Source organism: Hymenobacter sp. BRD67 (assembly GCF_013256425.1).
Classification (GTDB): domain Bacteria; phylum Bacteroidota; class Bacteroidia; order Cytophagales; family Hymenobacteraceae; genus Hymenobacter.
Map to the genome: position 1 here is coordinate 840,000 of NZ_CP053904.1, position 13,935 is coordinate 853,934.

The following is a 13,935-nucleotide window of genomic DNA, read 5'->3' on the forward strand; positions in this document are numbered from 1 at the left end:
GGGGTTATGTAAACCGCCCAGCCGAAAGCGGGGTTTCCGGCCGGACGCACCCAACCGGCCAGCGGCGCGTAAATTGTCCTTGCATGACTGCCACCATCCCCGTTTTTCAGCTAGCTGCCCTCACCGAGCCCGCCGCAACTCCGGCGGCGGTATTCTTTCTGGGGCCGAACTCCGCGCCGGCACACTTGCCTATCAACCTGCCGTACCGCAGCGATTACTACAAAATCGGCCTCTGCCTACGCGGCAGCGCCCGCCTGCAGGTCAACCTGGAAACCTACGATATCGGCCCCCATTCCCTGATGCTGCTCTCGCCGTATGTTATTAAGCAGTGGCCGTTTATGTCGACCAATTTGGAGGCCCTGAGCATCTTTTTTGCCAGGGAATTCATTACGGCCAACAGTAGTCTGAACCTGGACACGTTCGCTTTTTTTGAGCGCGATGCCCGACACGTCGTGGCGCTGCTGCCCGCGCAGGCCGAGGCCATCGCGGCCCTGCTGCCCGCGCAGGCCGAGGCCATCGCGGCCCTGCTGCAGGTCATCGAGCAGAAGTACGACGCGCCGCACGCCTACCGCGAGGAGATTTTACGCAGCCTGCTTCATATTTTGCTGCACGAAACTGCGCCCATCTACAGTGCGCAGCACGTGTCGTCGGGTGCTATCCAAACCCGCAGCCAGCTGATTGCCGCTGGGTTTAAGAAGCTCGTCAACCGCCACTACGCCACCGAGCGCAGCCTGGCGTTTTATGCCAACAAGCTTTGCATCACGCCCAAGCACCTCGCCGAAACCGTGAAGGAAGTTACCGGCAAGCGCGCCATGGAGTGGCTGACCGAGGCCGTACTGCTCGAAGCCACCGTGCTGCTGCAAAACCCGGCCTTATCCATTAGTCAGATTGCCGATACCCTGCACTTTTTCGACCAGTCCACATTCGGGCGGTTTTTTCGGAATAATACCGGCGTATCGCCGGCGAGCTACCGGCAGGGGTTGTGAGCAGTAGCGCAGACTTTCAGTACGCCAGTATACCTAACGCCCTCCCTCGCGGACTAAAAGTCCGCGCTACCCCGTACTTCGGCCCAATCTTCCCGCCCTTTCGCCCTTTCAACCACCCGCCCCCCCGCCGGAGCTTTGCCCCATGAAAATCATTGTCACTGGTTCCCTCGGGAATATCAGCCTGCCGCTGGCCACCGCGCTGGTGCAGCAAGGCCACAACGTCACGGTCATCAGCAGTCAGCCCGACCGGCGGGCCGCCATCGAAGCGCTGGGCGCCACCGCCGCCATCGGCTCGGTAGATGATGCCGACTTCCTGGCTGCCACCTTCGCTGGGGCGGAGGCCGTGTACGCCATGGTGCCGCCCGTCTACCGCGAGCCCGATTCGCGGGCCTATTTCCAGCGCATCGGCCGCCACTATGCGCAGGCTATTCAGCAGGCGCGGGTGCCGCGGGTGGTGCAGCTCAGCTCCTGGGGCGCGCACCGCGACCACGGCACCGGCGGCATCCTCGGCTCGCACGACGTGGAGGAAATTCTGGCGGCGGTGCCGGGCCTGGCGCTCACGCACCTGCGGCCTACCTCCTTCTACACCAACTACTACGGCTTCGTGGGTATGATAAAAGGGGCGGGCTTCATGGGTGCTAACTGCGCCGGTGACCGCCCGGTGGCGCTGGTGCATCCCAGGGATATCGCCGCCGCCGCTGCCGAGGAGCTGACCAAACCCGCCACCGCTGCCGGCCGCACTATCCGCTACGTAGCCAGCGACGAGCGCACGCAAGCCGAAGTGGCCCAGGCCCTGGGCACCGCCATCGGCCGGCCCGACCTGCGCTGGGTAGCCTTCACCGACGAGCAAATGCGTGAAAACCTCCTCAAAAACGGCCTGCCCGCCAGCACCGCCGCCGACATCGTGGGCATCTACGCCAGCATGAGCAGCGGCGCCCTCGGCGAAGACTACGAGCAGCACAAACCCACTCTGGGCCAGGTGAAGCTGGAGGATTTTGCGAAGGAGTTCGCCGCTGCTTTTAAGCAGTAGGGGTAATGTGGACTCCGGGCGTGAGCTCAATCAGCCGAGGCGCGTAGGCTAGATGGCCAGGGCGGCTTCAGAACGGGTTGAGAACTTTAAAAGACCGTCATGCTGAGCTTGCCGAAGCATCGCACTCGCATCGTTTGGCTACCATGCTAAAGCGGTTTCGGAATCAGGGTAAGGCTGGTCAAGTAGCGCGGACTTTTAGTCCGCCAGTGCTCAGCATAGCAACGGGCGGACTAAAAGTCCACGCTACCGTACAGCGACTCCGAAACCGCGCTAAATGAAAGTATACGCGAATTTATGCGTTGATACTGAGGTTCTTTTTAGAGCATTTAGGCAAAATCTTAACACTCTCTTTTATGGCTAAATGCGAACGATGTATTTACATTAAATGTATGTACATTTGTTGTCGAAGGCAGGTCCATTACTTTGGCCATGCTCCCCTAAACCTACTTTAGCCCAATCTGATGGAAGTTGGAATCGATAGTTTTGCCTCGCACCTGCTCCAAAACGGGGGCGACCACCTGAGCGGCACCGAGGCCATGCGCCTGCTGCTCGAGCGCATTGAGCGGGCCGACCAGGTGGGGCTCGACGTATTCGGCATCGGGGAGCACCACCGGGCCGAATACCTTGATTCAGCCACGGCCGTTATCCTGGCCGCTGCCGCCGCGCGCACCAAGCGCATTCGCCTCACCAGCGCCGTGACGGTGCTCTCGGCGGCCGACCCGGTGCGCGTGTTCCAGGAATTTGCCACGCTGGATTTGATTTCGCAGGGCCGCGCCGAAATGGTAGTCGGGCGCGGCTCGTCTACCGAGGCGTTTCCGCTCTTCGGCTTCAGCCTCAACGACTACGACGAGCTATTCAGCGAAAAGCTGGAGCTGCTGCTCACCATCCGCGACCAGGAAAAAGTGCGCTGGCAGGGCCAGTACCGGCCCGCGCTCACCGGCCAGGGCGTGTATCCGCGGCCGGCGCAGGCCAGGCTGCCCATCTGGCTGGGGGTGGGCGGCACGCCCGAGTCGTTTGTGCGGGCTGGCACGCTGGGCCTGCCCCTGATGGTGGCCATCATCGGCGGCGACACCCATCGTTTCCGGCCGCTGGTAGACCTCTACCGCGAAGCCGGCCGCCGGGCCGGGCACGCCCCCGAGCAGCTCCAGGTGGGGCTGCACTCGCTGGGCTACGTGGCCCCCACCACCGAAGAAGCCGTGGCCGATTTCGTGCCCGGCTACCTCGAAACGTTCAGCAAGCGCGCCCGCGAGCGGGGCGGCAGCGGCCTCACGCGGGCGCACTTCGATATGCAGGCCGGCCCCCTGGGTGCCCTGCTGGTCGGCAACCCCGAAGAAGTAGCGGCCAAGATTCAGCGGCACAGCGAGGCGCTGGGCGGCATCTCCCGGGTGACGTTTCAAATGGATGTGGCTGTGCTGCCGCACCAAAAAATCCTCCGCGCCACCGAGCTGATTGGTACCCGCATAGCGCCGTTGCTACGCTAGGTCAAAGCATAGCAAGTTAATAATAGCTAGGGAGGGCAGCGTAGCCAAGTGGTTGCGCTGCCCTTCCTAGCCATTTGGCTGCTAGTTGGTACCTTGCCACTACTGAGCGAGTACCAACTTACCGTGCTAAACAATGCAAGTTAACGAGCTAATAACCAGCGACCCCGATATCCTGAGCGGTCAAACTGTATTTGCGGGTACCAGGGTGCCAGTAGAAACGCTATTTGACCACTTAGAAGAAGGCATACCGCTGGATGAGTTTTTGGATGATTTCCCTACAGTGAGCAGAGAGCAAGCCGTAGCGTTACTGGAAGTCGCTAGCAGGCTGTTAACTGATAAGAATATACGCCAACTGTATGCGGCTGCTGCTTGATGAGAATCTGCCCAAGCGACTAAAATTAAATCTCAAACCATTTGACGCATCATGATTAAGGTCTATTTTGATGGAATTCGTAAGCAAATTTTAGAGGAGCTAGATGCTGCGACTCAAAAAATAAGTGTTGCAGTGTATTGGTTTACTAATGAAGCTTTGTTTGGTAAGTTAATGAATAAACTTGATTTGGGATTAAGTGTTGAGGTGATTATACACAATGACTATATAAACAATAGAGAAAGCGGACTTCCCTTCCAAGAATTTATTGATAAAGGCGGTAAATTTTACTTTTCTAGTTCTGCACACCCAATGTATAATAAGTTTTGCATTATTGATAATAAAGCAGTTATAAACGGCTCTTATAATTGGACTTATTATGCCGAGGATAAGAATAGGGAAAATATTTTAATAATTAAAGATGAACAGCATGTATTAGAAAGCTTTGGCCTTGAATTTGAAAGGCTGAAGTCTTTGACAAATCTAGTGGACGATATTCGTGTTTTGACAAAATTTGAAGTTGACGAGTTTAATCAATTAAAAGCAAGAGATTATCTTGCTAATGATATTATCTACAGAGCAAAGGAAACAGGAAGAAATGATATTGTAGATGAGGCTTTTCAACTAGCTCCTGGTAATATTGAAGTTCAACAAAGAGCTGTTGACCTTTCTTTGACTAAAAAATGGCGCTTGAAGCATTCGATAGGCACGAGTTTGATGCATAATGGGTATTTGATTATTGTGCCAAAGGGAAAAATGCTGCCATTCTCTAATGTGAAAATAGTGCAAACTGTTTCTGATAACCAGAGAAGTTCAGCAGCTACTATACATTATGGTGAAAATACTAAAGCAAGCCTTAACAAGCAGTTTGCTGAGATAGACTTGACGGGCTTGCCCCCTAAGCCGGCTGGCGAAGCTAAGATTAAGTATACAGTTACTGTTGATATTTACGGGGTTTTGCGAATAGAAAAAATGTCATTAGATAATGGAAGGTGTGCGCCAGTCACTAAAAAAATAACGTGCCTGCTTGAAGAAGTACTAGAATAGGTGCAACAAAAAACTGCCCCGCATCCAATTGGCTACGGGGCAGTTTTTGTTACTATCCGCTACTTACAGCAGCTTATCAATCGTCAGCGGCAAATCGCGCACGCGCTTACCGGTCGCGTGATACACGGCATTCGCCACGGCGGCGGCTACGCCGAGCATGCCGACTTCGCCCACGCCTTTTACGCCGAGCGGGTTGATGATATCATCTTCCTCTTCGACAAAAACCACGTCGATGGTGTGGATATCGGCGTTGACCGGGATGTGGTACTCGGCCAGGTTGTGGTTCATGTAGCGGCCGTAGGTGTTGTCGATGTGGGTTTCCTCCATTAGGGCCATGCTGATGCCCCATACCGTGCCGCCTAGCACCTGGCTACGGGCGGTTTTGGGATTGAGGATGCGGCCGGCGGCCACGGCGTTTACCACGCGGGTAACGTGCACGGTGCCGAGGTCTTCGTCCACTTTTACTTCCACAAACACCGCGTTGTGCGAGTGCATGGAGTATTTCAGCTGGTTGATGGGATTGGGCTGCGCGCCCGACTCGGCCTCCACCTTGGCTTCGCCGCTGGCGGCTAGCACGTCCTTGATAGGCACCGACTTCGTGATGTCTTCGTTGGCGCGAATGTGGTCGTCGGCAAACTGCACATCCTCAAAAGCCAGGCCTTTGAGCGGCGAGTTGTCCAGTTGTTGGGCCAGCTTGAGCAGCTTTTCGCCCAGCGCCTGGCAAGTGGCCTGAATGGCCGAGCCCACCGAGGCGGCCGTCCAGGAGCCGCCCTGCACGGGGGAGAGGGGCAGGGTGGTATCGCCGAGCACCGACGTGACGTTTTCGAGGGGCAGGCCCAGGGTTTGGGCGGCTACCTGCGTCATCACGGTGTAGGTGCCGGTGCCGATGTCGTTGGAGGCGCTGCTCACCGTGAGGTGGCCGTCGGTGGTGAGGCTGGCCTTGGCCGCCGTTTTCTGCATGGAGGCATCCCAGCAGCCGGTGGCCATGCCGTAGCCCACGAGCAGGTCGCCGTCGCGCATCGAACGGGGCTCGGGGCGGCGCTGGTCCCAGCCGAAGCGGGCGGCACCCTCGTGGTAGCAGTCGCGCAGGCGCTTGCTGCTAAAGGGCTTTTTCTCAGTAGGGTCGGTTTCGGTGTAGTTGAGCAGGCGGAATTCCAGCGGGTCAACGCCGGCCTTATATGCCATTTCGTCCATCGCGCACTCAATGGCAAACGAGCCGGTGGCCGCACCGGGCGCCCGCATGTCGAGCGGCGAGAACACGTCGAGCCGGGCCAGCTCGTAGTCGAATTTCCAGTTGGGACTCTCGTACAGAATGCCCGACCAGTTGACCACCGTTTCGGTAAAGTTCTCAAACTGCGAGGTTTCGGCCAGCGCCTTGTGCTGCAACGATTGCAGGTGGCCGTGGTCGTCGGTGGCCAGCTTCACGGTTTGCAGCGTATGGGGCCGGTGGCCGAAGCTGAACATCTGCTGGCGCGTGAGCGACACGCGCACCGAGTGCTTCAGCTCCAGCGCCGCCAGCACCGCCAAAAACGCCTGGTACTGCGGCCGCAGCCCCGAGCCGAAAGCACCGCCCGTGTACTTCGAAATCACCCGTGCCTCGTCCTTGCTCAGCCCAAAAATCTTGCAGATGTACTGCTGCACGTTCATCGCGCCCTGCGTCTTATCGTAGATTTTCAGGTGCTTACCCTCGCCCAGCCACTCCACGGTGGTGGCGTACATCTCCATCGGGTTGTGGTGCTGGGTCAGGTGAATGTACTCGCCCTCGTGCTTATGCGGTGCTTTGCTGAATGCACCTTCGGCATCACCTTTCGGCTTGGGCGGCGGCACAAACCCATCTTTGCCCTTGGGTGCCGGAAAGCCCTCGCTGCGCTTGGTTTCGAGGTCGGTGTTGTGCGCTTCTTGCTCGTATTCGATGTGTAGAATAGAGGCCGCGTAGCGGGCCAGCTCAAACGTTTCGGCGACTACCAGCGCCACGGGCTGCATATTGAACCGGATTTCGGGCTCGTGCAGCGGCCGAAAGGGCGAGCCGCCGGGCGCCACATCGTCCTTATAGCTGCGGTCGAACAACGCCAGCGACGGCACATTTTCGTGCGAAAAAATATGCTTCACGCCGGGGATGGCCAGCACGGGCGCGCTGTTAATTCTGGTGATTTTACCCTTCGTAATGGGGCTGCTCACCACGTAGCCATACCACTGGTCGGGCACATTGTACTCGGCGGCGTACTTGGCCGCGCCAGTCACTTTAGCCTTGCCCTCGAAGCGGCTGGTGGGCTTGCCAATATAGTCGGTACCCAGGCGCACAGTGGGCGGGGTGGCAATAGTCTGGCTCATGGGTTTGAATTCTGGAAAGCGTTGTCATTCTGCGGATAACTCATTTCGGTGGCCTGCTTGAGGGCGCGTACGATGGCGCGCTTAGCCAGCTCGATTTTGAAGGTGTTGGCGCCGTAGCCCCTGGCACCTTCCAGCACTTTGACGGCCACCTTGCGGAAGGTGTCGGCCGTGGCGGGCTGGCCTTTCAGCAGCGCCTCGGCCTCTTTGTCGCGCCAGGGCTTGTGAGCCACGCCACCCAGAGCTAGCCGGGCGTCCTTGATGGTGTTGCCATCCAGCTCCAGCGCCGCCGCCACGCTCACCAGCGCGAAGGCGTAGCTGGCCCGGTCGCGCAGCTTGAGGTAGGTGAAATTATTGGCAAAGCCCTTGGCCGGCAGGTCGATGCCGGTAATCAATTCGCCGGGCTTCAGGTTGTTATCCAGCTCGGGCGTGTCGCCCGGCAGCCGGTGAAAGTCCTCAAACCGAATGGTGCGCTCACCGTCTGGGCCGGCTACCCGCACCACAGCTTCGAGGGCGGCCAGGGCCACGCACATGTCGCTGGGATGGGTAGCAATGCAGCTTTCGCTGGTGCCCAGAATGCCGCACACCCGGTTGTAGCCGCCGATGGCCGAGCAGCCGGTGCCGGGCTCACGCTTGTTGCAGGGCGTGGCGAGGTCGTAGAAATAGTAGCACCGCGTGCGCTGCAACAGGTTGCCGCCATCGGTGGCCATGTTGCGCAGCTGCGGCGTGGCCCCGGCCAGAATAGCCTGGCTCAGCAGCGGGTAGCGGGCTTCTACCTCGGGGTGCCAGGCCGTTTCGGCGTTGGTGGCGAGGGCGCCCAGGCGCAGGCCGCCTTCGGGGGTTTGTTCTATTTTGCCCAGCGGCAGCTTGTGCAGGCTGGTGAGGTGCGTAGGGCGGCTCACGTTTTCCTTCATCAGGTCGATGAGGTTGGTGCCGCCGCCCAGGTAGGCCGAGCTTTCGTGGCTGGCCTTGTCGCGCACGGCTTCAGCAACGCCCGCGGCTTGGGTAAGGGTGAAACTGTTCATAGCACGTTGAGTATTAGCTGACTGAGCTGGAGGTGGTCGGCTGAGTCGGAATCGTGACGAGGCGGCCGTTGTCTACCGTTACCTGGCCGTCGTGCAGTACTTCCATCACCGCCGACAGAATGTTGGGGTAGGCACCGCAGCGGCAGAGGTTGCCACTCATTAGCTCGCGCACCTCGTCTTCAGTCTTGGCGCGGCCCTCGTTGATAAGCCCCTGGGCCGAGCAAATCTGGCCCGGCGTGCAGTAGCCGCACTGAAAAGCGTCGTGGTCGATAAACGCCTGCTGCAAGGGCGACAGGTTTTCCTCGGTGCCCAGCCCTTCAATAGTTTGAATTTCCGCGCCCTGATACACTGTGGCCAAAGCCAGGCACGAGTTGATGCGCTTGCCATCAGCAAGAATGGTGCAGGCGCCGCACTGGCCGTGGTCGCAGCCTTTCTTGGTGCCCGTCAGGTCCAAGTACTCGCGCAGGGCATCGAGCAGGGTAGTCCAGGGGGCAATTTTAATCGTGTGGTCCTGGCCATTAACGTGCAGCGTCACGTCCTCGGCGGGCACCACCGCCGGCGGTGTGCGGTCCAGCGGCTTTTGGGTGAAAGGTAAACTCATGTACTACTGAGACTAAATGAAACTAGCGATTTAAGCAGTTAAATAATACGGCTTAGCAGGGGTTTGCGATGTTTTTAAAAAGTCTAAATAGGCTGGCTGCTACGAGGCTACTGCCCTGGCAGGTAGCCTTATTACAGGTGAAAAGCCGAAAAAAAGAAGCTGGTGCTTTTTATAAAAACCTGTTTTTTAAGCTGGTTTAGCAGACTGAGGCTTACGGCCACTTAGCTGGGCCGCCTACTTGCCCATGTCAGCGCTTCGCCTTTACCTTTGCGGCACGCTCCTTCACCGGAGCCCTTATCAAGAAAGGCGGAGGGACAGGCCCGACGATGCCTTAGCAACCAGTAGCGATACGAAGGTGCTAATTCCTGTTCCGAAACCCGGCCCCGGCCGGTTTCGGAAGCAGATAAGTTATAAGATGCCGTTTGCCGCCGTGGCGGTGTATGCTCTTCTGACTTGTCGGAAGGGCTTTTTTTGGCTCTTCCGGTGAGGAATATCTTGGAGTAGGGACGGGTGAGTAGGCGTGAATAATATTCACAAAATACTATATAAAACATGACCCGTACCGACCTCCACATTGGTCTTTTCGGCTTTGGCGTAGTGGGCCAGGGCCTGCACGCCGTGCTGGCCCGCACGCCCGGCCTGCGCGCCCGCATCGGCCGCATTGCCGTCAAGAGCCGCACCAAGCCGCGCCCGCTGCCCGCCGAGCTGTTCACCTTCGACAAAAACGACCTGCTGGGCGACCCGGCCCTTACAGTAATTGTGGAGCTGATTGACGATGCCGATGAAGCCTATCTGATTGTAAAAGAGGCGCTGCTGCGGGGCAAAGCGGTGGTCACGGCCAATAAGAAGATGCTGGCCGAGCACCTGCCCGAGCTCATTGCCATTCAGCAGCAAACCGGCACGCCCTTGCTCTACGAGGCGGCGGCCTGCGCCAGCCTGCCCGTTATCCGCAACCTGGAGGAATATTATGATACCGACCTGCTTGAGTCGGTGGAAGGTATTATCAATGGCTCGACCAACTACATTCTCACGGCTATGCACCGCGACCGGCAGCCCTACGCCGAGGCCTTGGCGCAGGCCCAGGCGCTGGGCTTTGCCGAAAGCAACCCGGCCCTCGATGTAGAAGGACTCGATGCCCGCAACAAGCTGGTGCTGCTGCTGGCCCATGCCTTTGGGCTGGTGGTGGCCCCTGCCGATTTATTGGCCGTGGGCATTACCAGTATTAGCGCGCTGGCCACGGCTTATGCCCGCGAGCAAGGCCTGGTAATCAAGCTGGTAGCGGAGGCGCGGCGCCTGCCAGGCGGTGGGCTGGCGGCGGGCGTGCTGCCCACGCTGGTGCGCCCCGGCCACGAGCTGGCGCAGGTGCACGACGAGTTCAACGGCCTGATAACCCAAAGCACATTTGCCGACCGGCAGTTTTTTCTGGGGCGCGGAGCGGGGGCTTTTCCTACCGCTTCGGCCGTGCTCAGCGACTTGTCGGCCCTTACCTATGGCTACCGCTACGGCTACAAGAAAATTCAGCAGAATGCCCACCTGGCCCTCACGCCCGATGCGGCCGAAGTAGAGGTGCTGGTAACCTTCGACGAGGCCAATGTGCCCGCCGAGGCCGACTTTTCGGCCGTGCACGAGCAGTTTCGGTCGGCGCAGCGCGGCAATTACCTCACTGGCACTATCGGCCTGGCGCAGCTGGCGCGGGCCGCGTGGCTGCGGGCGCCGGGCGTGTGCGTGGTGCGGCTGGCCGCGCCGCTGCGGGCTACTATGGCCCCATAGTAGCCGGTTCAGAGCAGTTTAGAGCGGTTTTCAGGTCAGTATAAGTATATAGGTTGAGGGCAGCCCGCCCCGCACCCTGACTTGGAAATCGCTCTTGAAAGGCTATTTCATTTTAGCCATTTCTGAGCCGGCGAGTAGGAAAGCGCCGGTGCCGTACACCTCCCAGCTCTCGGCCGAAAAGTCGCGGCGCGGGTCGGCCCCGATGGGCTGCACCCAGCCCACGCGGCCCTCGGGCGAAACTACCCGTGTGAGGGCTGCCCAGGCTTTTTGCGCCACCGGCCGGTAAGTGGCCTGGTCCAGCAAGCCCTGGTTGAGCCCCAGGCCAGGGCGTAGCAGTCGAAGCCCGAGCCTGATGTTTCGCCGCCAGGATAGGCAGCCGGGTCGAGCAGGCTGGTGCGCCACAGGCCGTCGGGCTGTTGCAACTGGCACAGGCGGGCGCTCATTTCCCGAAACAGACTCAGGTAGAAGGGCCGCGTCGGGTGGTTGGCCGGCAGTTCTTGCAGCAGCTGCACGAGGCCGCCCATTACCCAGCCATTGCCGCGGCTCCAGAAAACCGGCTGGCCGTTGCTTTCCTTTTTGCCCTCGCCGGCCGCATTCCACAGGTAAGCGGCATCGCGCGCAAATAAGTGCTGCTGATGATTGAACAGCCGCCGGTACGTCTGCTGGTACAGGGTATCGCTGAGGGTAAAATACTGCGGCTGACTTGTGAGCCGGGCCAGCTTTACCAGTACGGGCGGCCCCATAAACAGCGCATCGCACCACCACCAGCTGATGCCGTGGGCTTGCGCTTCGGGGCCGGGCGTGGTGCGAAGCTTCTCCACCACGGCCAAGGTGGGCTCCAGCATCCGGCGGTCTTTTTTGAGCCGGTACAGGTTGAGGTAGGTCTGGCAGATGGCAATATCGTCGGCGTGGTCGTAGCGGCCGCCGGGCTGCCAGTGCGTGCGCTCACCCATCGCCAGCAGCGAATCGAGCAGTCCCCGCGAGTGAGTAGCCTGGTAAGCCGCAAATACGCCCGCGTAAAAGGCGCCATTAGTCCAGTCGGTGGCCGGGTGCCGGGGGTGGGCCAGCTGCCACTGCGCGGCTTTAAGCAATTGACTTTTAATATATGTTGGCCTGAGCAAGGCCGGGCCGGCCGGGCCGGGCTGCGCGCGGGCACTGAAACCCGCCGTGAGCAGCAAAGTGCCAAGCAGCCACATAGTTTGAAAAGAGCTGAGCATGAAAGCAGAAAGAAATCGGGCAATAAAGCTATCCAGAAAACCGGGCTTACGGCCTCGCTAACCAGCTTAAGTGAGCCGGCACGCAGGAAAAGCCGCTGCCAAATGGCGTGTCGGCTGCGCATTAGGAAGCAGCGGCCCGGCTTGCTAGAGGGCTAAAAAAGAGGGTTCGCCGGCTGGCTAAGCAGCGGCGAACCCTCTGGCAAGCGTTGAGCCTTGGGGCTATTCGGTCTTCACAAACTTCACCGACATGCGCTGGGCACCCGGTGCGGACTGGTACACGAGCAGGTAGTTGCCAGTCGCCAGCTGGCGCACGTCGAGTTGCGTCTGGCTGGTGCCGGGCTGGGCTACCACCGTTCCAACCAGCCGGCCTTCAAAGCTGTAGATAGTGAAGCTGCCCGCCGCGCCGGCCTGGGCCGGGTGCGTTACCGTAATAGACTGCCCGGCCTGCGCAGGGTTGGGATACACCTGGAGCAGGTCGCTGGTGCTGGCTTTGTGCGTGCTTAGCACCGTGGCGGCCACCAGGCCATTGAGGTAGTTTTCGAGGTTGGTATAGCCGTTGGCTGCGATGAATGCGCGGTCGGCCGGGTCGTTGGGATTCAGGCCGTTAGCGGTTTCGTAAGTGTCGGGCATTCCGTCGTGGTCGGTGTCAACCGGCGGCGGGGTGTTGCAGTTAAGAATATTCCAGGCAACCTGCGAAGTGCTGTAAGGCGTAACGTGCGCTGGAAAGCCGCCCTGCACATCGATAATCTTGCCGGTGCGGTCCTGCACTTCCTGAATAATGCGCGTATCTACCGGGTCACGGGTGGGCAGTGTGCAGCCCACACCCGCCAGCACCGATGCGTAGGCCGCCGCGGCCGTTTGAGTTGGCAGTGCATAGCTCTCAATAACAAACGGCACCAGCACCTTCGACTGCACAGTATCGGCCATGGTGCCGCCGCTCATGGCTGCGCCATACCAGTTGTGGCTGGTAATGAAAGCCGAGTTATCGACGTAGTTGCCGCTCAGATAATACTTGCCATAAGGCAGTATCGGGCTGCTGGTTTGTTTATAAGGATTGATAATCATCGAGCGCACCGCCACGCCCGAGCTGCTGCCGGGGTTGGTATTGGGGCCGTACTTATAATAGTTATTTATTATATTGTAATTGCCACCTTCACCGCCGTTGGTGGTGTAGCTGCCCCAGTCGTAAATCACGTTATTCACTAACTCGGCGTTTTCCTGGCCAGCCGTGTAAGGCGCGAGGTTGCGCGAGCCGTCGAAGCGGGGGTTGCGGCCCTGCATGTGCGCCAGCAGGTTGTGGTGAAAGGAGGCGTGCCGGCCGCCCCAGATGCCGCCATAGCCGTGGTGCTCAAAATCGGTGTCGCCGGTTTCGAAGTGATACGAGTAGTTCAGGCCCTCGCTGATGAGGTTCCATTGCAGGGTAGTATTGTCGCCCTTGTAGCAGGTAAACGACTCATCATCGCCCCAGCTAAAGGTGCAATGGTCTACTATAAGGCCGGTAGTACCCGAAATGGCATCAAACGCATCCTCGTTACCGCTGCCATTCACCATGCCCAGGTTTTGGTACTGGTCGCCGAGGCGGAAGCGCATAAAGCGCACAATTACGTTGTTGCCCTTTACGTTGCTTTGCTTGTCGGCCACACAAATGCCATCGCCAGGGGCCGTTTGGCCCGCCAGCGTCGTATTGGCCGGGATGCTCAGCTGCGAAACCAGGTGAATGGTGCCACACACCCGGAACACCACCGTACGGCTGGCATAGGTGCCCGTCAGGGCCTGGCGCAGGCTGCCCGCGCCCGAGTCGTTGAGGTTGGTGACTTCCATTACCGTGGTCGGTGTCGAGGTGGTGCCTCGCCCGCCGGTGGTATACTTGCCAGCTCCCTCAGCTCCCGGAAATGCCGGCAGCTGAGCCGCTACCGGCCCCGCCATCAGGCAGAGCAGGCCCAACCCGGCGGGCCGGGGAAGTGAAGAAAGAAGACGGAAAGAGAAAAAGTGATTCATGGGCAAAAACAAATAAAAACCGGCGGTAGTCCGCTGAAAATTGGACTAAGCGTGTATAATATTAATCAGGCCATCTCCTGAA

General features: G+C 59.1%; 10 protein-coding genes, 1 pseudogene and 1 riboswitch. Of the genes and pseudogenes, 6 read left to right on the forward strand and 5 right to left on the reverse strand.

All coding sequences use genetic code 11. The features are described 5' to 3' along the window. Positions 1-83: 83 nt before the first annotated feature. From GKZ67_RS03770 to GKZ67_RS03790, 5 genes are all read left to right on the forward strand, one after another. Positions 84-986, forward strand: coding sequence for an AraC family transcriptional regulator (locus tag GKZ67_RS03770; RefSeq protein ID WP_173241216.1), 903 nt, complete (start codon positions 84-86; stop codon positions 984-986). Positions 987-1,128: 142 nt separating this feature from the next. Further along, positions 1,129-2,016 (forward strand): NAD(P)H-binding protein, encoded by an 888-nt coding sequence (locus GKZ67_RS03775; protein WP_173241217.1) that lies wholly within the window; start codon positions 1,129-1,131, stop codon positions 2,014-2,016. Positions 2,017-2,477: 461 nt separating this feature from the next. Further along, a complete protein-coding gene (locus GKZ67_RS03780; protein ID WP_173241218.1) occupies positions 2,478-3,497 on the forward strand; it encodes an Atu2307/SP_0267 family LLM class monooxygenase in 1,020 nt (339 codons plus the stop codon). A gap of 133 nt (positions 3,498-3,630) precedes the next feature. Continuing rightward, the gene (locus GKZ67_RS03785) at positions 3,631-3,870 is read left to right on the forward strand and encodes a DUF433 domain-containing protein (protein ID WP_173241219.1); all 240 of its coding nucleotides are present in this window, start codon (positions 3,631-3,633) and stop codon (positions 3,868-3,870) included. Positions 3,871-3,921: 51 nt separating this feature from the next. Then, entirely contained in the window at positions 3,922-4,914 is a 993-nt protein-coding gene (locus GKZ67_RS03790) for a phospholipase D-like domain-containing protein (RefSeq protein WP_173241220.1), read from the forward strand. 63 nt (positions 4,915-4,977) lie between these two features. Here the strand turns inward: GKZ67_RS03790 and GKZ67_RS03795 are convergent, their stop codons facing one another. Genes GKZ67_RS03795 through GKZ67_RS03805 form a run of 3 tightly spaced genes read right to left on the reverse strand, consistent with a single transcriptional unit; the run spans position 4,978 to position 8,868 of the window. Continuing rightward, on the reverse strand, positions 4,978-7,245 hold the full coding sequence (locus tag GKZ67_RS03795) for a xanthine dehydrogenase family protein molybdopterin-binding subunit (protein ID WP_173241221.1): 2,268 nt from the start codon (positions 7,243-7,245) through the stop codon (positions 4,978-4,980). Continuing rightward, positions 7,242-8,267, reverse strand: coding sequence for an FAD binding domain-containing protein (locus GKZ67_RS03800; RefSeq protein WP_173241222.1), 1,026 nt, complete (start codon positions 8,265-8,267; stop codon positions 7,242-7,244). Before GKZ67_RS03800 ends, GKZ67_RS03795 begins: the two co-directional genes overlap by 4 nt. Before the next feature lie 13 nt (positions 8,268-8,280). Then, positions 8,281-8,868, reverse strand: coding sequence for a (2Fe-2S)-binding protein (locus GKZ67_RS03805; protein ID WP_173241223.1), 588 nt, complete (start codon positions 8,866-8,868; stop codon positions 8,281-8,283). Positions 8,869-9,159: 291 nt separating this feature from the next. Continuing rightward, positions 9,160-9,278, forward strand: a riboswitch (SAM riboswitch). Positions 9,279-9,420: 142 nt separating this feature from the next. Between GKZ67_RS03805 and GKZ67_RS03810 the strand changes: the two genes are divergently transcribed. Next, the gene (locus GKZ67_RS03810) at positions 9,421-10,638 is read left to right on the forward strand and encodes a homoserine dehydrogenase (RefSeq protein ID WP_173241224.1); all 1,218 of its coding nucleotides are present in this window, start codon (positions 9,421-9,423) and stop codon (positions 10,636-10,638) included. Positions 10,639-10,740: 102 nt separating this feature from the next. On the opposite strand, the pseudogene GKZ67_RS03815 reads toward GKZ67_RS03810, so the two are convergent. After that, positions 10,741-11,855 (reverse strand): annotated as a pseudogene (locus GKZ67_RS03815) (glycoside hydrolase family 105 protein). Positions 11,856-12,074: 219 nt separating this feature from the next. Beyond that, complete coding sequence (locus GKZ67_RS03820) at positions 12,075-13,853, reverse strand: T9SS type A sorting domain-containing protein (protein WP_173241225.1); 1,779 nt, start codon at positions 13,851-13,853, stop codon at positions 12,075-12,077. Positions 13,854-13,935 lie beyond the last annotated feature (82 nt).

Bases quoted from the DNA above. Each gene is read 5' to 3' on its own strand.
- GKZ67_RS03795 (WP_173241221.1), bottom strand. From the start codon at position 7,245: ATGAGCCAGACTATTGCCACCCCGCCCACTGTGCGCCTGGGTACCGAC.
- GKZ67_RS03805 (WP_173241223.1), bottom strand. From the start codon at position 8,868: ATGAGTTTACCTTTCACCCAAAAGCCGCTGGACCGCACACCGCCGGCG.
- GKZ67_RS03770 (WP_173241216.1), top strand. From the start codon at position 84: ATGACTGCCACCATCCCCGTTTTTCAGCTAGCTGCCCTCACCGAGCCC.
- GKZ67_RS03785 (WP_173241219.1), top strand. From the start codon at position 3,631: ATGCAAGTTAACGAGCTAATAACCAGCGACCCCGATATCCTGAGCGGT.
- GKZ67_RS03790 (WP_173241220.1), top strand. From the start codon at position 3,922: ATGATTAAGGTCTATTTTGATGGAATTCGTAAGCAAATTTTAGAGGAG.
- GKZ67_RS03775 (WP_173241217.1), top strand. From the start codon at position 1,129: ATGAAAATCATTGTCACTGGTTCCCTCGGGAATATCAGCCTGCCGCTG.
- GKZ67_RS03780 (WP_173241218.1), top strand. From the start codon at position 2,478: ATGGAAGTTGGAATCGATAGTTTTGCCTCGCACCTGCTCCAAAACGGG.
- GKZ67_RS03820 (WP_173241225.1), bottom strand. From the start codon at position 13,853: ATGAATCACTTTTTCTCTTTCCGTCTTCTTTCTTCACTTCCCCGGCCC.
- GKZ67_RS03800 (WP_173241222.1), bottom strand. From the start codon at position 8,267: ATGAACAGTTTCACCCTTACCCAAGCCGCGGGCGTTGCTGAAGCCGTG.
- GKZ67_RS03810 (WP_173241224.1), top strand. From the start codon at position 9,421: ATGACCCGTACCGACCTCCACATTGGTCTTTTCGGCTTTGGCGTAGTG.